The following is a 23712-nucleotide window of genomic DNA, read 5'->3' as shown; positions in this document are numbered from 1 at the left end:
TGTTATGCCATGAGTAAAGTGTGAACAATATCACGCGCAGGATTGAGCAGGCAGGATGCTGTAGACAGACAACAACGGGGTAGATAAATGGCGATGGTTAAAGCAAGTTTGATGTTGTTTGGCGGCGATACGCTGGTTGTACGGTGTTCTGAACGCTGCCATATTCACCTGATGAGTGCCAAGGCTGCCGGTGACAGCCATGCGGATATTCTGAGCGTCCAGGATCGTGACAGCGCCTATCTGACCGTGCCGTACAACGGCACCTGGAACGTCCTGATCGATAGCCACAGCCAGTCTCTGGAGCACTCCATTAGCTACGTTCCCGCCTGACCTCACCTGCCCGGGCTATCCCGGGCATTTTTCAGGCCAGCCCCGGCTGGCTGTTTTCTCCCAGCAGCGTCCGAACCTTGCCGACAAGATCGTCAAGACAGTCATCGTGCATGCCGAGTTTACGTAGTTCCTGATCCAGCGAGAACAGATACTGGGCATTGGTGCCGAGCGGCCCGCTGGCTTTAGCGATCAGCGGCGCAATAATCTGGGCGCGGGTATCCGGTTCGAACAGCGGATGACGCGGATCCATAATAAACACCAGCGCATTCACCGTCCGCCCGTCATCAAGCTCCAGCTTACACCAGGTCGGCATATAGCAACCGGTGATCATCTCCCGCTTCCACAGCAGCATCAGCTCGTCTTCCAGCGTCTCATCAGGGAGCCGATAGGCCACGCCGGTGGTACGCCCGCCCTCTTTCAGCGCCAGCATGCGCCCCGGCTGACAGGCGCTGCCCCGCCCGGCGGTCAGCCGCAGGCAGAAGGCGCGGTGCCAGCCCGGCAGCGTACCGGTACAGGTTTCGCGATACTCAAGGGCCGGGTTCCACATCAGCGAACCGTAGCCAAAAATCCATACTGAGCCGGCATCCGGACGACAGGCCAGGGTTGCCGCCAGGGAAGCGGCCCGTTGCTCTGCCGACCAGAGTAGCGATTCCTCAATAGCGCCAAACGCCGTCTTACAATCCGCATTGATTAAGAAATCACGTGTTAACACTTTCTACTACCTCCGCCACTGCCCGCTTCCCGGCGATTATCTGATGGCATCCGTGAAATATTGCCGAATTATTATCCAGCTTTCATCGACAATAAGCAATGAACGACACGCTGGCAAGGCGCGGAGCAGCAGATGAGGCAGCAGGAACGATTATTTTTTCTTATGCCACTTATCATCGTCCCCTTTTTGGTAGTCATTCTTGACCGCCGCCCAGGCGACCTTATGCGCCGTCTCTTCCCGGGTGGCGTCGTCCCGCCGGTCCGCCGGATGCTGGTACTGCTCCCAGGCGCTATTAAACGCTTCTTTATAGATCTGCTGGGCATGCGCCGGTAACACGTGCTGGACGCTATCGGGTAGCTGTTGTTTACTGCGATAAGGCATATGCACCTCCGGATAGTGGTAAAAAGATAAGTCTGGGACGCTAATTCCTGGTTTTCAAGGATGGATATAAGGCAGAATAGTTTTTAGTAATTATCTGAATAATAAATACAAAATCGCGATAACGATAAGTTATGGCAATCTCAATGAATTAGTTAGCAATAGCCGTAAATTTAAGTAAAAAAACAATTCAGATTGCAAAATGTCTGTTATTTTATCTACTTACGGTATCTATAATTATAACACCTGCATAAATGGAGATGGTTCATGACGCATGTACATGAGGCGGTGAAAACCCGCCACAAGGAGACATCGCTGGTTTTCCCGATTCTGGCGCTGGCGGTGCTTATCTTCTTCGGAAGTAGTCAGTCACTGCCAGCGGTCATTGGCATTAACATTCTGGCCTTAATCGGTATCCTGAGTAGCGCGTTCAGCGTCGTACGTCACGCAGATGTTTTGGCCCACCGCCTGGGCGAGCCGTACGGTTCGTTAATTTTAAGTCTTTCGGTGGTAATTCTTGAAGTCAGCCTGATTTCTGCCTTAATGGCAACCGGCGACGCGGCCCCCACGCTGATGCGCGATACACTCTATTCAATCATTATGATTGTCACCGGGGGGCTGGTCGGCTTTTCTCTGCTGCTGGGCGGGCGTAAATTCGCCACTCAGTATATGAATTTGTTTGGTATCAAGCAGTATCTCATCGCCCTGTTCCCGCTGGCGATTATTGTGCTGGTCTTTCCGATGGCGCTGCCGGGGGCGAATTTCAGCACCGGGCAGTCGCTGCTGGTGGCGCTGATTTCCGCCGCCATGTACGGCGTGTTTCTGTTGATTCAGACCAAAACGCACCAGAGCCTGTTTATTTATGAGCATGAAGATGACGGTGACGACGACGACCCGCATCATGGCAAACCGTCCGCCCACAGCAGCGCCTGGCATACCGCGTGGCTGTTAATTCACCTGGTGGCGGTTATCGCGGTCACCAAGATGAACGCGAATCCGCTTGAGACGCTGCTGACCAGCATGAACGCGCCGGTGGCCTTTACCGGCTTCCTGGTTGCGCTGCTGATTCTCTCGCCGGAAGGGCTCGGCGCGTTGAAAGCGGTACTCAACAATCAGGTGCAGCGTGCGATGAACCTGTTCTTTGGTTCGGTGCTGGCGACGATTTCCCTGACCGTGCCGGTGGTCACCTTAATCGCCTTCTTAACCGGCAACGAGCTGAAATTTGGTCTTGGCGCACCGGAAATGGTGGTAATGGTCGCCTCGCTGCTGTTGTGCCAGATATCGTTCTCGACCGGCCGCACCAACGTGCTGAACGGTGCCGCGCACCTGGCGCTCTTCGCCGCCTATCTGATGACCATTTTTGCCTGACCGCTCTCCCCGGCGTCGCGGCGTCGGCCGGGGAGCGTTCTGCGCCGTGACTGGCGCATAAAAAAGCCTGCCGGTTTTACAACGGGCAGGCTTTTCGCATTCAGGAGCGCTGAATTAGTTGCTGGTATCCAGCTCCGCAAAGCTCTTCACCAGATCGTCAATCGCTTTGATCTGCTGCAGGAACGGCTCCAGTTTAGCCAGCGGCAGCGCGGACGGGCCGTCGCACTTCGCGTGTTCCGGGTCCGGGTGTGCTTCGAGGAACAGACCAGCAAGGCCGGTTGCCATACCGGCACGCGCCAGCTCGGTTACCTGAGCACGACGACCGCTGGACGCGGCGCCAAACGGGTCGCGACACTGCAACGCGTGGGTGACGTCGAAGATAACCGGCGAGTTGTTGGACACTTTCTTCATCACGCCAAAGCCCAGCATGTCGACAACCAGGTTGTCATAGCCGAAGTTCGCCCCGCGATCGCACAGAATCACTTTGTCGTTACCGCCTTCGATAAACTTGTCGACGATGTTACCCATCTGGCCTGGGCTGACAAACTGCGGTTTCTTGACGTTGATCACCGCGCCGGTTTTCGCCATCGCTTCGACCAGGTCGGTCTGGCGAGCGAGGAACGCCGGCAGCTGGATAACGTCAACCACGTCGGCAACCGGCTGCGCCTGGCTTGCTTCATGAACGTCAGTGATGATTTTTACGCCGAAGGTCTGCTTCAGCTCCTGGAAAATTTTCATCCCTTCTTCCAGGCCCGGACCACGATAGGAGTGAATGGAAGAACGGTTGGCTTTATCAAAAGAGGCTTTGAACACGTAAGGAATGCCCAGCTTCTGCGTGACGGTCACATAGTGTTCGCAGATGCGCATCGCGAGATCACGGGATTCCAGCACGTTCATCCCACCAAACAGGACGAAAGGCAGGTCGTTTGCTACGTTGATATCACCAATGCTAACCACTTTTTGTTTCATAAGATCGCCTTATCAGGGTGTAACCGGATTCATTCCAGATTAGTGAAGAGTAATTTGTTTATGCGAAATCGTATTAATTTGCGCGCGGATCATTTCGCTGATCGGGTCCTCCGGACACTGTTCGACGAAATAGTTCAGATCCAGCAGCGCAACATGATCGCACTCAAGCTGGGCGTAGATCAGCCCGCGGTCGCGAATCTCGTACGGGTCTTCCGGATTAAACTGCAGCAGCGCTTCGCTGGCGCGCAGGGCCAGCTCCATCTGCCGCTCTTCCATCAGCGCCGATTTTAAAGTGTCGAGCAGCTTGTGGATCACTTCCGCGTTATCCGCTTCGTCGAGATCCTCGTTGAACAGCTCGGCGACCGGACTAATATTGCCCTTCAACCAGACTTCCAGCGTATGTTCGTTGAGCGTTTCACCGTTGAACGGGTTAATCAGCCACATCTCTTCGCTGGTTTCCGGGTCGGCGCGCAACAGCAGCTGCGTCGGGAAGATAACCGGGACCAGCGGCAGCGACAGACGCTGGGCAATCCACAGCACGATAGCGCCTAATGACGCCGCGCTCCCCTGACGGTTAAGCAGGACTTTGTCTATCCACAACGCATCGGACAGTCGGTAAACACCGTGGGAATCGCGAAAACCCCACTCATGGTAGAACAGCTCCAGCAGTCGCTCCAGCTGACGCTCCTGATCCCAGGAAGAGGCAATTTCCTCCTGCGCCAGGCCCAGCAGTCGTTCCAGCTCATCCTGCACGTAGTGCGTCGGAAAATCGTCGCGGATTAATTCAGAAATGAGGACCATGCCATCGCACAATGGCGCTTTGTTAAATTCGAAATCAGCTAATGACCTCATGACTTACCCCAGTAACGGTGTTCTTGTAATGGCGAGTTGTATGATGATGAACAACACCACCAACGCCAACAGAAAGGCAATAAACCGGCTCTGCTGGCTGCGCGGGCGACGACGGCCCAGCGCGATAAAACCCAATGCGATGTAAATAATAACGCCAAACAGCTTTTCAGTCAGCCATGAGCCGTCTTCAGTGAAGGGCAGATAGTGCGTTATAGCCATCAACCCTGCGCCGCTCAGCAATAACAGCGTATCGCAGCAGTGCGGCGCAATGCGCACCCAGCGCTGGTTCAGCCGGGCATTGCCGCTGTAGGTCCACCAGTAGCGCAACGTAAACAGACTGACGGAAACCACCACACACGCTATATGCAGATACAGCACCGCGCTAAACAGATTCATATGCCAGCTTTCTCCATGCCGGAAAACCGCCCTGTCGTCAGGCGGTCGTTATCGCCGTAGTCACGGCAGGTCGTCACATCGTGGTAGCCCGCGTCGCCGAACAGCGCCCGTACCGCCGCCCCTTGTTTCCAGCCGTGTTCCAGCAGCATCAGTCCGTCGGGCATCAGGAAACGACGCCCTTCGCGGATGATATGCGCGAGGTCGGCGAGGCCGTTATCGGCAGCAACCAGCGCCGTTTTCGGCTCAAAACGCACATCGCCCTGCTCAAGATGCGGATCGGCTTCGTCGATATAGGGCGGGTTGCTGACAATCATCGTGAACCGCTGTCCGGCCAGCGCGCTGAACCAGTGGCTTTGCAGTACGGTAACGTTAGTGAGGGCAAGGCGCCCGGCGTTACGCGCGGCTAATGCCACCGCATCGGGCATGAAATCCACCGCCGTGACCTGACAGTCCGGGCGTTCACTGGCTAACGCCAGGGCGATCGCGCCGGTGCCGGTGCCTAAATCCAGAATCCGGCACGGGGTCGCCGGCAGCCGCGCCAGCGCCTGCTCGACGAGGCATTCGGTATCCGGACGCGGAATGAGCGTTGCGGGGGAAACCAGCAGCGGCAGCGACCAGAACTCGCGCTCGCCCACCAGATGGGCCACCGGCTCGCCGCGCTGGCGGCGGCTCAGCAACGTCTCCAGCTGCGCCTGCTGTTCCAGAGTCAGCTCCGTTTCACCGAAGGCGAGGAGCCAGGTCCGCGCCCTGTCGGTGACGTGCCCTAACAGGATCTCGGCGTCGCGTCGCGGGCTTTCACTCGCGCTCAGTCGGGCAATCGCCTGCGCCAGCCACTGTTGAAAGGTCATCATTCCTGCTCGGAAAGCGCGGCCAGCTGATCGGCCTGATATTCCTGAACAATCGGCTCAATCAGCATATCCAGTTTCCCTTCCATCGTTTCGTCCAGACGGTAGAGCGTCAGGTTGATACGGTGGTCGGTCACGCGGCCCTGCGGGAAGTTATAGGTGCGGTTACGATCGCTGCGATCGCCGCTGCCCAGCAAGTTACGACGGGTTGACGCTTCCGCCTGCTGACGCTTAGCGATTTCCGCCGCGCGAATACGCGCGCCGAGCACCGACAACGCTTTGGCTTTGTTTTTGTGCTGCGAACGCTCGTCCTGGCACTCCACCACAATCCCCGTCGGTAAGTGGGTAATACGGATAGCCGAATCGGTGGTGTTAACGTGCTGACCGCCGGCCCCGGAGGAGCGGAAAGTATCAATACGCAAATCGCCCGGATTGATATCCGGCATTTCGGCTTCCGGCAGCTCCGGCATCACCGCCACGGTACAGGCGGAGGTGTGAATACGCCCCTGGGATTCGGTGGCCGGCACGCGCTGCACGCGATGACCGCCGGACTCAAATTTCAGCCGACCATACACGCCATCGCCGCTGATTTTGGCAATCACCTCTTTATAACCGCCATGTTCGCCTTCGTTGGCGCTCATGATCTCCACGCGCCAGCGGCGGGCTTCGGCATAACGGCTGTACATCCGGAACAGATCGCCGGCAAACAGCGCCGCTTCATCGCCACCGGTACCGGCGCGGACTTCGACAAAGGCGTTGCGTTCATCATCCGGATCCTGCGGCAGCAGCAGCACCTGCAGCTGTTGCTCCATCTCTTCGCTTTTCGCTTTCGCGTCGCGCAGTTCTTCCTGCGCCATTTCGCGCATTTCCGCATCGTCGAGCATCATCTGCGCAGTCTCGATATCGTCCTGCACCTGGCGCCATTCGGTATAGCAGCGCGCCACGTCGCTCAGCTGCGCATATTCCCGCGACAGCGCGCGGAATCGATCCTGATCGGCGATGGTCGCGGCATCGCCCAGTAGCGCCTGAACTTCCTCATGGCGTTCGTACAGAGCTTCCAGTTTGGCAACAATAGAAGGCTTCATAGGCGTGAATTCACCCTGTCCTGAAAAAAGAGAAATGTGCGCTATTCCAGCCCGAGGCTGTTGCGCAGAATATGCAGGCGTTCATCATCCCCGTCACGGGCAGCCTGCTGAAGAGATTTGGTTGGTGCGTGGATCAGGCGATTGGTCAGCTTACGCGCCAGATCCTGCATGATTTCCTGCGCATCGCCGCCCTGCTCCAGCGCAGCCAGCGCTTTCGCCGTCAGCTCCTCACGGACCTGCTCGGACTGGGAACGATATTCGCGGATAGTCTCGCTGGCGCTCTGGGCACGCAGCCAGGCCATAAATTCGCTGGTTTCCTGCTCGACGATCGTTTCGGCCTGTACCGCCGCGGCTTTACGCTGCGCCAGGTTATGCTGAATGATATTTTGCAGATCGTCCACGCTGTACAGATAGGCGTTCGCCAGCTTACCCACTTCGGGTTCGACATCGCGGGGCACCGCGATATCAACCAGCAGCATCGGCTGATTACGCCGCGCCTTCAGCGCACGCTCCACCATTCCTTTGCCGATAATCGGCAGCGGGCTGGCGGTTGAACTGATGATGATGTCGGCCTCTTTTAGCCGCTCGTCGATGTCGCTCAGGGCGATCACCTCCGCGCCGACTTCCTCGGCCAGAGCCTGCGCGCGCTCGCGGGTACGGTTAGCAATCACCATATTGCGCACGTTGTGCTCGCGCAGATGACGCGCCACCAGTTCAATGGTTTCCCCGGCGCCGACCAGCAGCACCGTCACGCTTGAAAGGGATTCGAAGATTTGTCGCGCCAGCGTACAGGCGGCGAAGGCCACGGAGACCGCGCTGGCGCCGATATCGGTTTCAGTACGTACGCGCTTTGCCACCGAGAACGACTTCTGGAACATCCGCTCCAGTTCGCTGACGTTGAGATGTCCGCGGCTGGAATCGGCGAAGGCTTTTTTGACCTGTCCCAGAATCTGCGGCTCGCCGAGCACCAGTGAATCGAGGCCGCTGGCGACGCGCATCAGATGGCTGACCGCATCATTATCCTGATGCCAGTACAGACTTTTACGCAGGTCTTCTTCATTAAGATGGTGGTAATCGCACAGCCAGCGGATTAGCGCATCCTGCTGATTATCCTGTTCCTCAACGCTGAGATACAGCTCCGTGCGGTTACAGGTCGACAGCACCACTCCACCCTGCACCATTGGCTGAGCCAGCAAGCTCTCCAGCGCCTTATCGAGCGTGTCCGGCGAAAACGTTACGCGTTCTCGCAGCGCGACCGGGGCTGTTTTGTGATTAATGCCAAGGGCTAAAAGGGTCATTGTGAGGGAATAGTACCAGCGTTGCTAAGGTTAGTCTGAGCGCATCATACAGGATGCGCGGAATCAATAAAAGAGACGCTCCCCTTTTGGAGTAATAGGTTCCGGGCTTAAAAGCCATTAACGGTAATTTTTTGATTTCAGACAATTTGAACGTAGACGCTATCGCCGGGCAACGCTAGCATTAAGGGTTATCATTGTAACCCGCTACACAAATCGGGCGCGTATCGTCGCGTCGCCGAATTTCACTGTAGATATCAAGGATTTGTCATCATTATGAATCGATTGCTCCGCCTGTTACCGCTGGCAAGCCTGGTCCTGACCGCCTGTACTCTCAACGCCCCGAAAGGCCCTGGCAAAAGCCCTGACTCTCCTCAGTGGCGTCAGCACCAGCAGGATGTCCGCAATCTGAGCCAGTACCAGACCCGCGGCGCCTTCGCTTATCTCTCCGATGAACAAAAAGTTTACGCCCGCTTCTTCTGGCAGCAAACCGGTCAGGATCGCTATCGCCTGCTGCTGACCAACCCGCTAGGCAGCACCGAACTGTCGCTGACCGCCCAGCCGGGCAGCGTGACGCTGATCGATAACAAGGGCCAGACCTATACGGCGACCGATGCCGAAGAGATGATCGGCCGCCTGACCGGAATGCCGATTCCGCTCAACAGCCTGCGCCAGTGGATAGTCGGCCTGCCGGGCGACGCCACCGACTACTCGCTGGACGATAAGTATCGCCTGAGCGAACTGAACTATACGCAGAACGGCAAAACCTGGCATGTCACCTACGGCGGCTACACCAGCGATACCCAGCCATCGCTGCCGGCCAACATGGAGCTGAACAACGGCAGTCAGCGCATCAAGCTGAAAATGGATAACTGGATTGTGAAATGATGACCCGCTGGCCCTCTCCTGCAAAACTGAACCTGTTTTTGTACATCACTGGACAGCGCGCCGATGGTTATCACACTCTGCAGACGCTGTTTCAGTTTCTGGACTATGGCGATACCTTAACTATCGAGCCGCGTCATGACGGCACGCTGCGCCTGCTGACGCCGGTTGCCGGCGTACCCGATGAAGAGAATCTGATTATTCGCGCCGCCAGGCTGCTGATGGAGGCGGCGACAGCATCCGGACAGCTTCCCCCCGGTAGCGGCGCCGATATCAGCATCGATAAACGTCTGCCGATGGGCGGCGGTCTGGGCGGCGGTTCCTCCAACGCCGCGACGGTGCTGGTGGCGCTCAATCATCTGTGGGGCTGCGGTTTGTCGGAAGAGCAACTGGCGACGCTGGGATTGCGTCTGGGTGCCGATGTGCCGGTATTCGTACGCGGTCACGCCGCCTTTGCCGAAGGCATTGGCGAGATTCTGACGCCGGTCGAACCGCCAGAAAAGTGGTACCTGGTCGCTCATCCTGGGGTCAGTATTCCGACGCCGATCATTTTCCGCGATCCCGGGCTACCACGAAATACCCCGGTCAGGTCAATAAGTACGTTACTAAAATGTGAATTTCGCAATGATTGCGAGGTTATCGCAAGAAAACGTTTTCGCGAGGTTGATGCCGCGCTTTCCTGGCTGTTAGAATATGCGCCGTCGCGCCTGACTGGCACGGGGGCCTGTGTCTTTGCTGAATTTGACACCGAGTCTGCCGCTCGTCAGGTGCTGGAGCAAGCCCCGGAATGGCTACAAGGCTTTGTCGCGCGCGGAGTGAATATCTCCCCGCTTAAGCTAGCCCTACCCAGGTAGTTGTGCTTTTTGCACGAATTACCGTCGTACGCCGGGGAAATTGAGTAACGGTGACAACGTCACCCTGTTCCAGACGTTGCATCGTTCTCTTTAAATACACCGCCTGGATAGAAGAGTGCCGCCCGCACGGTTTCTGGCGCTTTTCATCCACCACTGGACGCATGCCTGAGGTTCTTCTCGTGCCTGATATGAAGCTTTTTGCTGGTAACGCCACCCCGGAACTAGCACAACGTATTGCCAACCGCCTGTACACTTCTCTTGGCGACGCCGCTGTAGGTCGTTTTAGCGACGGCGAAGTCAGCGTACAAATCAATGAAAACGTACGCGGTGGTGATATTTTCATCATCCAGTCCACTTGTGCTCCCACCAACGACAACCTGATGGAACTGGTTGTTATGGTTGATGCTCTGCGTCGCGCTTCGGCGGGTCGTATCACCGCTGTTATCCCTTACTTCGGCTATGCTCGTCAGGACCGTCGTGTGCGTTCTGCCCGTGTGCCGATTACCGCGAAAGTGGTTGCCGATTTCCTCTCCAGCGTTGGCGTCGACCGCGTACTGACCGTTGACCTGCATGCAGAACAGATCCAGGGCTTCTTCGACGTTCCGGTTGATAACGTATTCGGCAGCCCTATTCTGCTGGAAGATATGCTGCAGCTGAACCTGGATAACCCGATCGTGGTTTCTCCGGATATCGGCGGCGTGGTGCGCGCTCGCGCTATCGCCAAACTGCTGAACGATACCGATATGGCTATCATCGACAAACGCCGTCCGCGCGCTAACGTTTCCCAGGTGATGCACATCATCGGTGACGTTGCCGGTCGCGACTGCGTTATGGTTGACGATATGATCGATACCGGCGGCACGCTGTGTAAAGCAGCTGAAGCGCTGAAAGAACGTGGAGCGAAACGCGTATTTGCCTACGCCACTCACCCGATCTTCTCCGGCAATGCTATCCAGAACATTAAAAATTCTGTGATTGATGAATTCGTCGTCTGCGATACTATTCCGCTGGCGCCGGAAATCAAAGCGCTGGACAAGGTACGTACGCTGACGCTGTCTGGCATGCTGGCGGAAGCGATTCGTCGTATCAGCAACGAAGAATCTATCTCTGCTATGTTCGAACATTAATCGAGCCCGGCCAAAAAACCCGCTGCGGCGGGTTTTTTTGTCTCTCAACCTGATTTGTATGACTATTGCCTCCTTCACCTGCCATTTAGTTGACAGATGATGCGCTCATGGATCAAACATTATTGTGAACAGATTATTTTCCTCACATGTGATGCCTTTCCGCGCCCTCATCGATGCTTGCTGGAAAGAAAAATATACGCTATCTCGTTTCACCCGCGATCTGATCGCCGGGATCACGGTCGGGATTATTGCCATTCCTCTGGCAATGGCATTGGCTATTGGCAGCGGTGTCGCGCCGCAGTATGGACTTTATACCTCCGCCGTCGCCGGGATTATTATCGCTCTGACCGGCGGCTCGCGCTTTAGCGTATCCGGGCCTACCGCCGCATTTGTGGTCATCCTCTATCCGGTGTCGCAGCAATTTGGCCTCGCCGGGCTGCTGGTGGCGACGTTGATGTCCGGGGTCTTTTTAATTCTTTTCGGCCTGGCCCGCTTTGGCCGGTTAATCGAATATATCCCGGTGTCCGTGACCCTCGGATTTACCTCCGGTATCGGTATCACTATTGGTACCATGCAGATTAAAGATTTTCTGGGTCTGCAGATGGCGCACGTTCCCGAACACTATCTGCAGAAAGTCGGCGCGCTGGCTATGGCGCTGCCGACCATTAATCCTGGCGATGCCGCCATTGGCATTGTCACGCTGGGCACGCTGATTATCTGGCCGCGTCTGGGCATTCGTCTGCCGGGCCACCTGCCTGCACTGCTGGCGGGCTGTGCGGTGATGGCGATCGTCAACCTTCTGGGGGGCCACGTCGCGACTATCGGCTCTCAGTTCCACTATATTCTGGCTGACGGTAGCCAGGGCAACGGGATCCCACAGTTGCTGCCGCAACTGGTGCTACCGTGGGATATGCCGGGCTCCGACTTTACGCTCAGTTGGGAGTCGCTGCGGGCGCTGCTGCCGGCGGCTTTCTCGATGGCGATGCTCGGCGCGATTGAATCACTGCTGTGTGCGGTGGTTCTCGACGGGATGACCGGCACGAAGCACAAAGCCAACAGTGAACTGATAGGCCAGGGACTCGGCAATATCGTCGCCCCTTTCTTTGGCGGTATTACCGCCACGGCCGCCATTGCCCGCTCAGCGGCTAACGTCCGAGCCGGCGCGACATCGCCGGTATCCGCCGTTATTCATGCGCTGCTGGTGATTATGGCGCTGCTGGCGCTGGCGCCGCTGCTCTCGTGGCTCCCGCTGTCTGCAATGGCGGCGCTGCTGCTGATGGTGGCGTGGAATATGAGCGAAGCGCACAAGGTGGTGAATTTGCTGCGCTACGCGCCGAAGGACGACATCGTGGTGATGCTGATGTGCATGTCGCTGACCGTACTGTTTGATATGGTCATCGCTATCAGCGTCGGTATCGTGCTGGCCTCGCTGTTGTTCATGCGCCGTATTGCGCGCATGACCCATCTGGCGCCGGTCAACGTGGATGTGCCCGACGATGTGCTGGTCCTGCGGGTTATTGGCCCCCTGTTTTTTGCCGCTGCTGAAGGGCTGTTTAACGATCTGGAAACGCGGATTGCAGGTAAGCGGATCGTGGTCCTGAAGTGGGATGCAGTGCCGGTACTGGATGCCGGCGGTCTGGATGCCTTCCAGCGTTTCGTCAATAAACTGCCGGAAGGCTGTGAACTGCGCGTCTCTAATCTTGAGTTTCAGCCGCTGCGCACGCTGGCACGGGCAGGCGTTCAGCCGATTGCCGGGCGTCTGAGCTTCTATCCCGACCGTGCTGCCGCGCTGGCAGACATTTAACTATCGTGACGCGGGCGCATGCGCCTGCGTCATCATCACGCCAATCGCCCGCTGGAGCCAGCCAAGCACCTCCGGCGTCATCCAGGTCCCTTTCATCAGGTGCGGTTCGCGCTCCATGGCAAAGCGGAATTTTTGCTGAGTCTGGGGATGGGTTCCGGCATAGGACTGAAACAACGCCAGCCACTGCCTGGCCAGCGCCTGCCCCGCTGCTGAAGCCGGGTCGCAATGCTCGCGACAGGCCTCGTGCAGCGCCGTCACCAGCACCGGCCACTCCATCAGTCGATCAAAGTAGTGCGCGCGCGTGAAGGCCAGCTCATCGGCGTTCAGATAGCGCGCCCAGATAGCCAGCTTACTCTCGGCAAAGGCGCGGGTAATGTAGTCCATAACCTCCACGGTGATACCGGTTTGCTCGCGCATTTGCGGTTCGGCGACGTGCATTTCATTCAGGCGGGTAAGAAACTCGGGCCGCCCGGCCGTGTCCAGCTCCAGGCGCTCCATCCAGCGGGTCGCCAGCGCCATGGCCCGCGGATCTTCCGCCGGGCACGCCGCAGCGATTAACTGGCGAACCTCCGTCACCAGCGCCAGCCAGACCTGGTTGCGCTGCTCATCCTGCTCCGCAAACGGCAGCGCCTGTAATTCCTGCGGACTAAACCAACGATCGTACATTTTCATTAACTCCAGCGTCTGTAGCCAGGACTCCAGGTCAGGCTCGCTACCGCCTTCCAGCTCTTCGCGTAGTTGAACCAACCGTTCGCGTAGCGTGGAGACCGCGCGCAGCTGCTTATCCAGCGTCGAGATCTGCTGTACCAGCAGGTCGGAAAGCGAAAACGCGTCCTGGTCAAGGTAGTCCTTAATAGTGGCGAGTTCCAGCCCGGCCTGCGCCAGCGCCTTAATCATATGCAGACGCTGAACCGCCGCCAGGTTATAGAGTCGGTACCCCGCCTCGCTTCTGGCCGACGGCATCAGCAGCCCCGTTTGTTCATAGTGATGTAGCGTGCGGACGGTCATTCCGGCGCGTCTCGCCAGTTCACCCACCTGAATTAACATAACTGCTCCTGTCGTGCGACCATAGCGCTACTCTGCCGCCTGACGTTACGTCAGGGTCAAGAGTCAAAGAAAGATCTATTTTACCGTGAAGGCGCCATTCGGGCAGCAAAGGCGTTGATGTGAAGAAAAGCGGGACGCGAAAAGCACAACAGCCAGCTACCGGTAAGGCAGCTGGCTGCAGATAAATACGTTATCTAAGCGCACCGCCGCCTGAGACGGCTGGTGCGATAAACTAAAACGGGCTTAGCTGTGCCGGTGCTGATCGCGGCGGCCGCGTTTATCGTAATGGCGGACCCACCAGTATTTGTCGCAGACCTGTTCATGTCCGCCAACGCGCGCCCCGGCAAGCCAGAGAACGGCGCCGACAAAAATACTTAATATCGCGCCATGAGCGAAGAACTGAGGCAGGTCAATCTGCGGAAGCTGGTTTAAAATAGAATAACCCACGCCAACAACCATGACGACCAATCCTAAACCCATCAGTACATTACCGAGTAACGAAGCATTTCTGCGTTTCATATGTCACCTCCGGAACCTTGGGTTACCTGGGGATATCCCCAAAACTTATAGGTCTAGTATAGACAATGGGGATAAGGTTGGTTGCGTCGGCGATCACATTAGTCAATATCAAACCAACAAAAACTTACAAATAAGTGACTGAACAACATCAAATTCTAATGGTTCATGAGGGTAATTATCTCTTTCCCTGTCGTTGTGCCGGCAGAATTTTGTCAACCGCGTCGGCAAACAGTACACTACGCGCCAGAGAACGACCCAAGCAGGATAGAAAAGTGACGATAAAACTGATTGTCGGCCTGGCGAACCCCGGCGCTGAATACGCGGCGACCCGGCACAACGCTGGCGCCTGGTACGTAGATTTACTGGCAGAGCGCCATCGCGCCCCGCTGCGCGAAGAGAGCAAATTCTTCGGTTACACCTCGCGGATTAACCTTGCCGGCGAAGATGTCCGCCTGTTGGTCCCGACCACCTTTATGAATCTCAGCGGCAAAGCCGTGGCGGCAATCGCCACCTTCTACCGCATTAACCCGGATGAGATTCTGGTGGCGCACGATGAGCTGGATCTGCCGCCCGGGGTGGCAAAATTCAAGCTCGGCGGCGGCCACGGCGGCCACAATGGCCTGAAAGATATCATCAGTAAGCTGGGCAATAACCCCAACTTTCATCGCTTACGTGTCGGAATCGGCCATCCGGGCGATAAAAATAAAGTTGTCGGCTTTGTGCTGGGTAAACCACCGGCGAGCGAACAGAAACTGATTGATGAAGCGGTTGACGAAGCGGCGCGTTGTACCGAGGTGTGGCTGAAAGACGGTCTCACCAAAGCGACCAACCGTTTACACGCTTTTAAAGCGCAATAACCGGTCGACGTGCGGAATTTTTGCCGCGCACCGTGTATAATAGCCCAGGCTATTTACTTTTCTGCAATCTGCTCACTGTAACAGGTTGATTATCCAAAGATTAAGGTGATTTAAATCATGGGATTCAAATGCGGTATCGTCGGTTTGCCCAACGTCGGCAAATCCACCCTGTTCAATGCGCTCACCAAAGCGGGTATTGAAGCGGCCAACTTCCCCTTCTGTACCATTGAGCCGAACACCGGTGTCGTGCCGATGCCCGATCCGCGTCTGGACAAGCTGGCTGAAATCGTCAAACCACAGCGCATTCTGCCGACCACCATGGAATTCGTCGACATCGCGGGCCTGGTGAAAGGCGCATCCAAAGGCGAAGGTCTGGGTAACCAGTTCCTGACCAACATCCGTGAAACCGAAGCTATCGGTCACGTGGTGCGCTGCTTCGAGAACGACAACATCATCCACGTGAATAACAAAGTGGATCCGGCAGACGACATCGATGTGATCAACACCGAGCTGGCGCTTTCCGACCTCGATACCTGCGAACGCGCGATTCACCGCGTACAGAAGAAAGCGAAAGGCGGCGATAAAGACGCTAAAGCTGAGCTGGCGGCGCTGGAAAAATGCCTGCCGCAGCTGGAAAACGCCGGCATGCTGCGCGCGCTGAAAAACCTGACCGAAGAAGACCGGGCCGCCATCAAATACCTGAGCTTCCTGACGCTGAAGCCGACCATGTACATCGCTAACGTCAACGAAGACGGTTTTGAGAACAACCCGTACCTCGATAAAGTTCGCGAGATCGCCGCTGCTGAAGGTTCCGTGGTGGTCGCCGTGTGCGCCGCTGTCGAATCTGATATTGCTGAACTGGACGATGCCGACCGTGATGAGTTCATGGCCGAACTGGGTCTCGAAGAGCCGGGCCTGAACCGCGTGATCCGCGCCGGTTATGAGCTGCTGAACCTGCAGACCTACTTTACCGCTGGCGTCAAAGAAGTTCGCGCGTGGACCATCCCTGTTGGCGCTACCGCTCCGCAGGCGGCAGGCAAAATTCACACCGACTTCGAAAAAGGCTTTATCCGCGCACAGACCATCGCCTATGAAGACTTTATCACTTACAAAGGCGAGCAAGGGGCGAAAGAAGCCGGCAAGATGCGCGCCGAAGGGAAAGACTATATCGTTAAAGATGGCGATATCATGAACTTCCTGTTTAACGTCTAAATAAAATTTGCTGTGTCATGAGGTTTCGCTGAATCTCATAACAACGGAAAAACCCTATAAAATCCACGCGGTTGCGTGGATTTTTCATTTCACAGAGTCTCAGCTCATCTCGCAACAGCGCAGTCAAAAATGAGTACATGGATGAGTACAACATTCTTCCATCTTCATTTTAAGTGAGTAGGTAATCTCCCGAAAAACCGGTGTGTTCATAAGTAGAATTTTCTCGTAATCTGAACCGGGGAGATCTCTATGAAAAATCACGTTTCACTGACAGCCAGATCATATCCATCCTGAAGTAAGCCGAGGCAGGAACGTCGGTGGCCGAACTGAAGCCCGCGGCCAATGGTCACGGAAGTCGCGCCGGAGCGTCAAAATACGCATCGAGACCGCCGTGCTGCGCCAGCGTGATCACCGGGCTGCCGGTCGCCACTACTTCGCCCACTTCCGCATGTTTCGCTACCACCACGCTGTCGGCCGTTGCACGCAGCACCGTGTAACCCAACTGTGCCTCGGCGGAACCAAGCGGGACCCCGGCGGCGCGCACTTGCTCACGCGCTGTTTTCATCTGTCGCTCAACATCTTCATAGTCCATATACGACACAGCCCGCTCTTTCGCCAGTACCGCCAGACGCCGCTCATTGGTCTGAGCCTGGGTCAGCACGGCACGTGCCGCTGCCAGGTCAGCCTGCGCAGCATCGCAGGTATTCAACTCGGTGGTATTCTTCAGGCGGGCCACAATCTGCCCCCGTCAACACGATACTGTCACTCATCTGGCGCGGTTCCGCCGCCACGCTGCGTACAGGACGAACCCAGCCCGCATATCTGGCTATATCTCATGCTGTCGTTACCTTATGCTTTCGATTTCCGGGGATCACCAAGGTACAGCCGCTAACAATTGCGGATTTTGTTGGCGATGAACGAAGGAGTTCTTACCATGCGGCACCTTGATTTGAATCACCATGGCCGGATGTCGCCCACGCGGGAAGGATCATAGAGTGATAGACATTAATTCTGCCGATACCGTTTCTCATCTGCTTCTTCTCCTACAATTTGTGCGACCAGCGTCTCCCCCAAAGCCGCGTTCGAGGCAATACATTGCGGCGAGTACAGGCTCGCACCATACAACATCAGGACGCAAAAGGAAACTTATCGGTTTCCGTGATATAATGTCATGTGATTAACTGAACCAGGTACTTCCATGTCAGAATGTGATAACAGATCGCAAATTCCCGCCAAACTGCTGGCATGCGCGAAAACAGAATTTTTTGCTAATGGCTATGCCAGCGCCAACGTTGGCAATATCGCCACGGCCTGCGGAATGTCTAAAAAGACGATTTACAAATATGTCGCATCCAAAGAAGAGTTGTTCTTCGTCGTTGTCGCCGAGGCCCTGAGCCATCCCAGGGCCAGTCTGGATAAAATCTCGCCTCACCAAGAGCATGTCGTGCGTCTGGAGGCCTACCTGGAAGCATTCTCCACGCTGGCATTATCCATTGACGGTGTCACCTCTTACCGGCTTATCATGAGCGAAGGGATACGGTTCCCAACGCTGGCACGCACTTATGTCAATACGGTGCGTGATCTCGGGATCAGGCCGCTGGTGGACGAACTTGTTCTCTATTGTGAAAGCAGACAAATCAAGCTTGAAAACCCGATGAACGCGGCGGAAATGCTGGTTAGCATGGTTATTGCCGAACCGCTGCGGGACGCAACGCTCGGCTTAATTCCATTGCCGGATAAGTCCGAGATTCGACAGCGCGTAGTAGAAAGCATGAAAATATTTCTGCATGGTATTTAAGCCGTACTCCGCACAAATAATTACTGACCTTTGATGGAATGGGAAAAACAGATGATTCATATCAAGCTAAAGTAACAACCGCTTTGATTCCCATCTGGAGCAATGACGTCATCGAAAAAATGATGCGACCCATTTGGGCTTCTGTATTATCGACATGTTTTTATTAATGATTCCCATCATCTGACATCAATAAAAACGATAATGAAAGATTATCACATGTTAATGTAAATTTAATATACTGGGAGTTTTCCAGGTACAGCACCAATAAGCGTCCCGTCGCAATACCCAGTATCAGAAAAACTGAGTCAATCGTAGCCCTTGCATCTGGTATACAGACCAGAGGGCAAAAACAGAGGTATTCAGAACTTATAGCCAGGGGACGGGATGAAAGAGTCGTCAGTGTATGTCGAATTGGTCAGCTATAATATTTCTGAACCTGGATTGCCGGCATAAAAAACCGGGCAGTTTTACCCACCCGGCTTATTGGAATAAAGCCACCTAAAACTCCTCAGGTCACTTTTCGCTTAGAGCATTTTTGCAGTAATACTCGTATCGTTCCAGAAACCACTTCCGCACTTCCCTTGGCATGTTACCGGTGATCGTTTCGATATCTATAATGTGACCAGACACATACATACTGGCGAAGCTCTTTGCGAGAAAATCATAGTTCTGTAAATCGTTTAAATTCTGCTTATTCATTGGCATACCCCTTAATTTGAACTGATGTAATAAGGTCATATGCTTTTCTGTTAATAGATTGCCTCTTTATCCTGGACAGTTCTTGATATATTGTGCGCATGTGGAAGCACTCCTGTGATGAACGTAAATTTATTGATCTCAGGCATAAAAATCGGACCAGGAACCGTCCGGCTTAATTAAGCGAGAGGCAGACTGCCTCAGGCACACAAGCTGGCATGATGGACATGCAGATGGATACTATTTCTGTTCGGACTGCATGAGAATCATACAGCCCGCGGCATTACTAAGCCGAAGTTGCGGTCATCGCGGACATACGTCCGAACCATCCTGGTTAGTCCATTTTGATATAGTGCAATAAGTTCAAAGTATATCCTGGTGACCATTATACCTGCAGAGAATAGTACTTCCCTTCATATGATTCCGGCACAGCCCCCTAAAATAGCATCCTCTAATTTTTTAATGATATATATCATATAACTATACATTATTGTAAAGCCAGATATAAGATTGCTACAATTAATTAGACCCTGTTCTTAACAGGGGTACGACCTACAACGGGGCTATAAATCACTCAGAGTCTTTAACACCCTGAGGATGATAAATACTTCTGTAGTATCGTAACCTTTCCAGATAAAAATCGAATTTATCTGACGGTACATCGTCAGGTATGATATCGCTGGATATCAGCAGCCCCATATACTCTTTAAATGCCTGAGTACTTGCGAGAAAATCAACAGTTATCTCAATGACATGAGGAACTGTCTCCCCTAATTTAGCCATTTACCCTCCCCGCTTATGTCTGTAATTAGCAGAAAAAAATTCAGCGCGTCATTCTGCCTTTCATCCTCATCACTTTATGCATGAATCGTATCATCCTGAAAAATCGTGGAAACCTTAACAACTTTCCGGGTATTTACTGCTGACTATTCCATAAACGCATGTGTCAGGGATACGCAGTAACGCCGATAAATTACTGGTCAATGGTTTCGAACATTCCAGCGAGAAATTCTTCGCGTGAACGGAACGACTAGTGGGAAAGATGGTGGATATCCACCGACTATGACGGCCTTCAAAAACGTTATAAAAATCAGAAACCATCGTATATGGATTGCAAAAATCCAGATCCACTTAAACCATTATTGTGGTACAGAGTATATGCCGTGAACACAAAAAAGGAAACCAGAAAGTTTCCATGCCATTACAATTTATTAGCTATTTAAGAGTATGTCCATGAAAGAAAAGGTCAATTATTCCCTTCTTCCGAAAAAACTTCAGATCAGTGCCAAAACATGACCTTGACCCAAAATCCTGCGCCATTCAGAAACAGAATTCCGGCATGATAATGGCTACTCTGAGCGAAGGTTGCGCCGATGAAAAAGTCACGATTCACCGAAGAGCAGTTTCACAGCGCGGAGCAATCTGTCAGATTAGATTTAGTTCTGTGCCATAGCTGTGTCAGATCAAATCTGAGCTAATACAACTCGAGATCGGTTTTCCACAGCAGCAGGTAGCGCAGCCGGTTCACTGGCCAGTCCTGGGATATAAAAAGGCCACATTCCCCTTTGTGCAGACGCACCTTCACGTCGCGTATTGAGCCCCAGGTAACTCTACGGACTGGATGCGTTTGAATGTGGGGCGTTACACATCAGGTAAATGGCTACGGCGACGAAGTTGTAAGCATACCGCTAAAACGAACCCTTCACTTTTAGAGTTCTTCCGACATACTGGTTGTGTTCCCGAGGAGATCACCATGCGTAAAGCCTGATTCACTGAGCATCCGATCATCGTTGTTTTGAAGTCTGTTGAAACCGGAAGTACCGTTAAGGATCTCTGCCTCGAAGCAGGAATATCTGTTTTTATCCGTCCGATACCCCGGGCATCCGGAGATCGAGCTGGCATCGATGCGGTTACCTGTCGGCATCAGAACTTAACCTGCCGTCATATCATTGAACTGCGGAAAGGTAGTGAGAATAGAGCGGTAATATTGAGCCGGACAATTGGCACTGACAGGAGCTTCTGGTCGTTGTTAGTCTCTTTTCCTGCCGTGCGAGACGCTCCTGCCAACCAGGGGGGTTTGTTCTTAAATTGTCTCGTTAAGGCATCCAATTCTGGTTATATAAAAATCGATAAATGAACGGACTTTACTGGCAACAATCTTTTTCCTGGGATACACGAACTGGATGGCGGTTTCATCGCGATAAAGGCTGAACTCCCAGTCAGAGAAAAGACGCATCAGTCGATTTTCACGTAAATCCCCGGTAATAAGCCAATCGGGGAGAATCGCTATCCCGCCCCCCTGCAGACAGGCCTGATAAAGGGCCTCATCATCATTGCAGCTAAATCGAAAGTTTGCAGGCACACGCCTCCAGGCATCGCCGGTATTTTCCCTGCGCGCATACCAGCAGCTTCTGTTGATATGGCTTAGCATCAGCAGTTCCGGCGCATTGGTACCGGTACAATCCATTGTTACCTCAGCGCCTCTACCTGCAATCCAGGCGGGTGCGGCGCAGGCATAACGATGATGAGAAGCGACTCTCCGCGCATGCATGGTGGAGTCAGGTAAGGGGCCAATGCGGATACTCAGGTCGATACTGGATTCAATCAAATCCACCAGCTCATCACTGAACAGGATCTCCAGTGAGATATCAGGATTACCCTGAAGAAATGCATTAACGTGGGGCATTATATGCATCCTGCCGAAGGATGGCGGCATACTGATCCTCAGTAATCCGGCAGGCCGCTCATTGAGCCCGGATGTCAGGCTGCGCGCTTCTTCCCACTGCTCCAACAACGCCACCGCCCGGGGGTAAAACAGCTTACCGGCCTCGGTGAGTGACAGCCCATGTGTCGAGCGGTTAAACAGCGACACACGCAAATCTTGCTCAAGCAAAGCCACATGGCGCGATACCGTCGAAGTTTCAATATTCAATTCCCTTGCCGCTGGACTAAAGCCCTTAAGCTGCACCACACATACGAATGTTCTGATAATTACGAGAAACTTCATTGCTATCGTTTTTTCCCCTAAACAGTGCCGATGAGATAGCGCAATCAGCGGAGCCGAACTGCGGGGCCAGCAACAGAATTCATGCAAAACAGTTTTGCTGGTCCTGATCTAACTGCACCAATAACCACAGAGTTACAGTGTCTTTGCTTTGCCGGGAGGCGCCGAGCGCGACGCTAGCCAACAATCAATTTATCATACAAATAAGCAGAGATGTAATGGCTTCGCACTGGTTGGTGACGTTGTCGTTGACGAGCCGCTTTGTATGGAAACGACTTCTGGATAACAAAATGAAATTCAATGCGTTAACAAAAAGGGCTCTACCGATTGCTCTGGATACCATCCTCAGCCATGTCGATGAGTCAGGCCTGGAGAAAATATTTCGCTTAGGTGCCCGGATGACCGAAGATAGTAAGGCCGAACTGATTCAGTTAGCCAATATGTGCCGGGATCGCGACCCTATGGTAAAAGGCTGGATGGGCATTTTACGCTCCCTCAACCCAAGAGCCAGAAAGAAACTCATTACCAATCTGATCTTCAACCACGTTGTTTCCGGCGCGGAGTTGCGAGACATGGCGGGCGAAAAATACTCTACCCACATTCCCTTTCTGGTGCTCATCTCCCCCACCTATGAATGCAACCTCGAATGCAAAGGGTGCTATTCCGCGCTGTACGGAAATCGGTTCCACTACACCGAAGAGGAAATATTCGATCTTATTCAACAGTTTTACGATTTGGGCGTACGCTTTTTTACGTTTACCGGTGGTGAACCCTTTGTCTATCAGCCACTGATGAAGATCTTTTCCCACTTCGACGACTGCTACTTTATGGTCTTTACCAACGGAACCATGTTGACAGAGAGTCGGGTTAAGAAACTGGCAGAGCTAGGGAATGTCGCCGTGACGATTTCAGTTGAGGGATTTAAAGATATGACTGACTGGCGTCGGGGGGAAGGGACCTGGGACAAAATTATTACCGCTTACGAACGGCTTGAGCGCTTCGGGATCATGTGCGGCGCCTCTATTATGGCGACCTCCCAAAACCACGAGCAGATCTGTGGAAATGTCTTCTGGGACTTTATCATCGACACGCTCGGGGTTAAATATGCCTGGATTTTCCAGTATATGCCTATGGGTCGTGATGCTACGATGGACCTGGTTCCTGACGCCAGGCAGCGCTATGAGCGTTTTCATTTCCTCGAAGCGTTACGCAAATCGGGCCGCCTGGGGTTCCTGGCTGACTTCTGGAATCACGGTTTTCTGGTTAACGGCTGCATGTCAGGTGGGGCCAACTACCTGCACATCAATGCTAAAGGAGGTGCTGAGCCCTGTGTCTTCCAGCCGTACGCCACTGATAATGTGCGTGAAAAACGGATTATTGATATCCTGAAAAGTCCCTTTTTTGAGGGCTATAAGCAACAAATTCCCTTCAATAACAACCTGATGCGTCCGTGCCCCATTATTGATAACCCCTCCAAATTTCGCGAGCATATCGAAAAACACCATGCCGTCCCCCAGCATGATGGCTCTGACAGTTACTTTACCCTCGCCGCAGAACTGGATAAGCTGGCGGAAAACTGGAAGAAATATGCGATAAAAATATGGGATGAAGAGGGTTACGGCCAGGCGTATCATGCCGAACCCAGTCTTTATGCTGCTTCCGGAATAAAAAAATAGAAA

General features: G+C 54.0%; 24 protein-coding genes. 10 read left to right on the top strand and 14 right to left on the bottom strand.

Annotation, left to right across the window (positions count from 1 at the left end; translation table 11 throughout):
• Positions 1-87: 87 nt before the first annotated feature.
• Positions 88-330, top strand: a complete 243-nt coding sequence (locus Electrica_RS10105) for a DUF1883 domain-containing protein (RefSeq protein ID WP_004863495.1) — start codon at positions 88-90, stop codon at positions 328-330.
• Between the two features lie 31 nt (positions 331-361).
• Here the strand turns inward: Electrica_RS10105 and Electrica_RS10100 are convergent, their stop codons facing one another.
• Positions 362-1042 (bottom strand): gamma-glutamylcyclotransferase, encoded by a 681-nt coding sequence (locus Electrica_RS10100; RefSeq protein ID WP_131047874.1) that lies wholly within the window; start codon positions 1040-1042, stop codon positions 362-364.
• Positions 1043-1192: 150 nt separating this feature from the next.
• Positions 1193-1423: a putative cation transport regulator ChaB gene (chaB, locus tag Electrica_RS10095; protein WP_131047873.1), complete on the bottom strand. Its 231-nt coding sequence runs from the start codon at positions 1421-1423 to the stop codon at positions 1193-1195.
• Between the two features lie 264 nt (positions 1424-1687).
• Here chaB and chaA point away from each other — a divergent pair, with 264 nt between their 5' ends.
• Complete coding sequence (chaA, locus tag Electrica_RS10090) at positions 1688-2788, top strand: sodium-potassium/proton antiporter ChaA (RefSeq protein WP_100682430.1); 1101 nt, start codon at positions 1688-1690, stop codon at positions 2786-2788.
• A gap of 114 nt (positions 2789-2902) precedes the next feature.
• Here chaA and kdsA read toward each other — a convergent pair whose 3' ends face one another.
• The 6 genes from kdsA to hemA are packed head-to-tail and all read right to left on the bottom strand — an operon-like array spanning position 2903 to position 8233.
• On the bottom strand, positions 2903-3757 hold the full coding sequence (kdsA, locus tag Electrica_RS10085; RefSeq protein WP_100682429.1) for a 3-deoxy-8-phosphooctulonate synthase: 855 nt from the start codon (positions 3755-3757) through the stop codon (positions 2903-2905).
• A gap of 39 nt (positions 3758-3796) precedes the next feature.
• Positions 3797-4609, bottom strand: coding sequence for an invasion regulator SirB1 (sirB1, locus tag Electrica_RS10080; protein WP_100682428.1), 813 nt, complete (start codon positions 4607-4609; stop codon positions 3797-3799).
• A gap of 3 nt (positions 4610-4612) precedes the next feature.
• On the bottom strand, positions 4613-5005 hold the full coding sequence (gene sirB2, locus Electrica_RS10075; RefSeq protein WP_100682427.1) for an invasion regulator SirB2: 393 nt from the start codon (positions 5003-5005) through the stop codon (positions 4613-4615).
• Positions 5002-5853 (bottom strand): peptide chain release factor N(5)-glutamine methyltransferase, encoded by an 852-nt coding sequence (gene prmC / locus Electrica_RS10070; protein WP_142255868.1) that lies wholly within the window; start codon positions 5851-5853, stop codon positions 5002-5004. Before prmC ends, sirB2 begins: the two co-directional genes overlap by 4 nt.
• The gene (prfA, locus tag Electrica_RS10065) at positions 5853-6935 is read right to left on the bottom strand and encodes a peptide chain release factor 1 (RefSeq protein ID WP_131047871.1); all 1083 of its coding nucleotides are present in this window, start codon (positions 6933-6935) and stop codon (positions 5853-5855) included. Before prfA ends, prmC begins: the two co-directional genes overlap by 1 nt.
• Positions 6936-6976: 41 nt before the next feature.
• Positions 6977-8233 carry a glutamyl-tRNA reductase gene (gene hemA / locus Electrica_RS10060; RefSeq protein WP_131047870.1) on the bottom strand — a complete coding sequence of 419 codons (1257 nt, stop codon included), beginning with the start codon at positions 8231-8233 and terminating at the stop codon, positions 6977-6979.
• 273 nt (positions 8234-8506) lie between these two features.
• On the opposite strand from hemA, the gene lolB reads away from it, so the two are divergent.
• From lolB to dauA, 4 genes are all read left to right on the top strand, one after another.
• Positions 8507-9118 carry a lipoprotein insertase outer membrane protein LolB gene (gene lolB, locus Electrica_RS10055; RefSeq protein ID WP_032687099.1) on the top strand — a complete coding sequence of 204 codons (612 nt, stop codon included), beginning with the start codon at positions 8507-8509 and terminating at the stop codon, positions 9116-9118.
• On the top strand, positions 9118-9969 hold the full coding sequence (ispE, locus tag Electrica_RS10050) for a 4-(cytidine 5'-diphospho)-2-C-methyl-D-erythritol kinase (RefSeq protein WP_167686269.1): 852 nt from the start codon (positions 9118-9120) through the stop codon (positions 9967-9969). Before lolB ends, ispE begins: the two co-directional genes overlap by 1 nt.
• A gap of 179 nt (positions 9970-10148) precedes the next feature.
• Entirely contained in the window at positions 10149-11096 is a 948-nt protein-coding gene (gene prs, locus Electrica_RS10045) for a ribose-phosphate diphosphokinase (protein ID WP_002910407.1), read from the top strand.
• Positions 11097-11220: 124 nt separating this feature from the next.
• The gene (dauA, locus tag Electrica_RS10040; protein ID WP_131047869.1) at positions 11221-12900 is read left to right on the top strand and encodes a C4-dicarboxylic acid transporter DauA; all 1680 of its coding nucleotides are present in this window, start codon (positions 11221-11223) and stop codon (positions 12898-12900) included.
• Here the strand turns inward: dauA and Electrica_RS10035 are convergent, their stop codons facing one another.
• A complete protein-coding gene (locus tag Electrica_RS10035) occupies positions 12901-13947 on the bottom strand; it encodes a MerR family transcriptional regulator (protein WP_141964401.1) in 1047 nt (348 codons plus the stop codon).
• A gap of 243 nt (positions 13948-14190) precedes the next feature.
• The gene (gene ychH / locus Electrica_RS10030; RefSeq protein WP_100682421.1) at positions 14191-14466 is read right to left on the bottom strand and encodes a stress-induced protein YchH; all 276 of its coding nucleotides are present in this window, start codon (positions 14464-14466) and stop codon (positions 14191-14193) included.
• Between the two features lie 272 nt (positions 14467-14738).
• Here ychH and pth point away from each other — a divergent pair, with 272 nt between their 5' ends.
• Positions 14739-15323 carry an aminoacyl-tRNA hydrolase gene (gene pth, locus Electrica_RS10025; protein WP_100682420.1) on the top strand — a complete coding sequence of 195 codons (585 nt, stop codon included), beginning with the start codon at positions 14739-14741 and terminating at the stop codon, positions 15321-15323.
• A gap of 117 nt (positions 15324-15440) precedes the next feature.
• Positions 15441-16535 carry a redox-regulated ATPase YchF gene (gene ychF / locus Electrica_RS10020; protein WP_131047867.1) on the top strand — a complete coding sequence of 365 codons (1095 nt, stop codon included), beginning with the start codon at positions 15441-15443 and terminating at the stop codon, positions 16533-16535.
• Between the two features lie 346 nt (positions 16536-16881).
• Here ychF and Electrica_RS10015 read toward each other — a convergent pair whose 3' ends face one another.
• The gene (locus Electrica_RS10015) at positions 16882-17271 is read right to left on the bottom strand and encodes an efflux RND transporter periplasmic adaptor subunit (RefSeq protein WP_141964400.1); all 390 of its coding nucleotides are present in this window, start codon (positions 17269-17271) and stop codon (positions 16882-16884) included.
• A 462-nt stretch (positions 17272-17733) separates the two neighbouring features.
• On the opposite strand from Electrica_RS10015, the gene Electrica_RS10010 reads away from it, so the two are divergent.
• Positions 17734-18333: a TetR/AcrR family transcriptional regulator gene (locus tag Electrica_RS10010; protein ID WP_141964399.1), complete on the top strand. Its 600-nt coding sequence runs from the start codon at positions 17734-17736 to the stop codon at positions 18331-18333.
• Positions 18334-18846: 513 nt separating this feature from the next.
• Here the strand turns inward: Electrica_RS10010 and Electrica_RS29265 are convergent.
• The 3 genes from Electrica_RS29265 to Electrica_RS09995 all read right to left on the bottom strand — a co-directional run bounded on the left by Electrica_RS29265 (position 18847) and on the right by Electrica_RS09995 (position 22036).
• Positions 18847-18969, bottom strand: a complete 123-nt coding sequence (locus tag Electrica_RS29265; RefSeq protein ID WP_407081255.1) for a hypothetical protein — start codon at positions 18967-18969, stop codon at positions 18847-18849.
• A 630-nt stretch (positions 18970-19599) separates the two neighbouring features.
• Positions 19600-19812: a hypothetical protein gene (locus Electrica_RS10000; protein ID WP_131047863.1), complete on the bottom strand. Its 213-nt coding sequence runs from the start codon at positions 19810-19812 to the stop codon at positions 19600-19602.
• A 1300-nt stretch (positions 19813-21112) separates the two neighbouring features.
• Positions 21113-22036: a LysR family transcriptional regulator gene (locus tag Electrica_RS09995; RefSeq protein WP_141964398.1), complete on the bottom strand. Its 924-nt coding sequence runs from the start codon at positions 22034-22036 to the stop codon at positions 21113-21115.
• 215 nt (positions 22037-22251) lie between these two features.
• On the opposite strand from Electrica_RS09995, the gene Electrica_RS09990 reads away from it, so the two are divergent.
• Positions 22252-23709, top strand: coding sequence for a radical SAM protein (locus Electrica_RS09990; protein WP_228267407.1), 1458 nt, complete (start codon positions 22252-22254; stop codon positions 23707-23709).
• Positions 23710-23712 lie beyond the last annotated feature (3 nt).

The sequence above is a fragment of the Klebsiella electrica genome, from assembly GCF_006711645.1.
In the GTDB taxonomy this organism is placed as follows: Bacteria; Pseudomonadota; Gammaproteobacteria; order Enterobacterales; family Enterobacteriaceae; genus Klebsiella; species Klebsiella electrica.
This window is presented reverse-complemented; position numbering and strand designations above follow the sequence as displayed.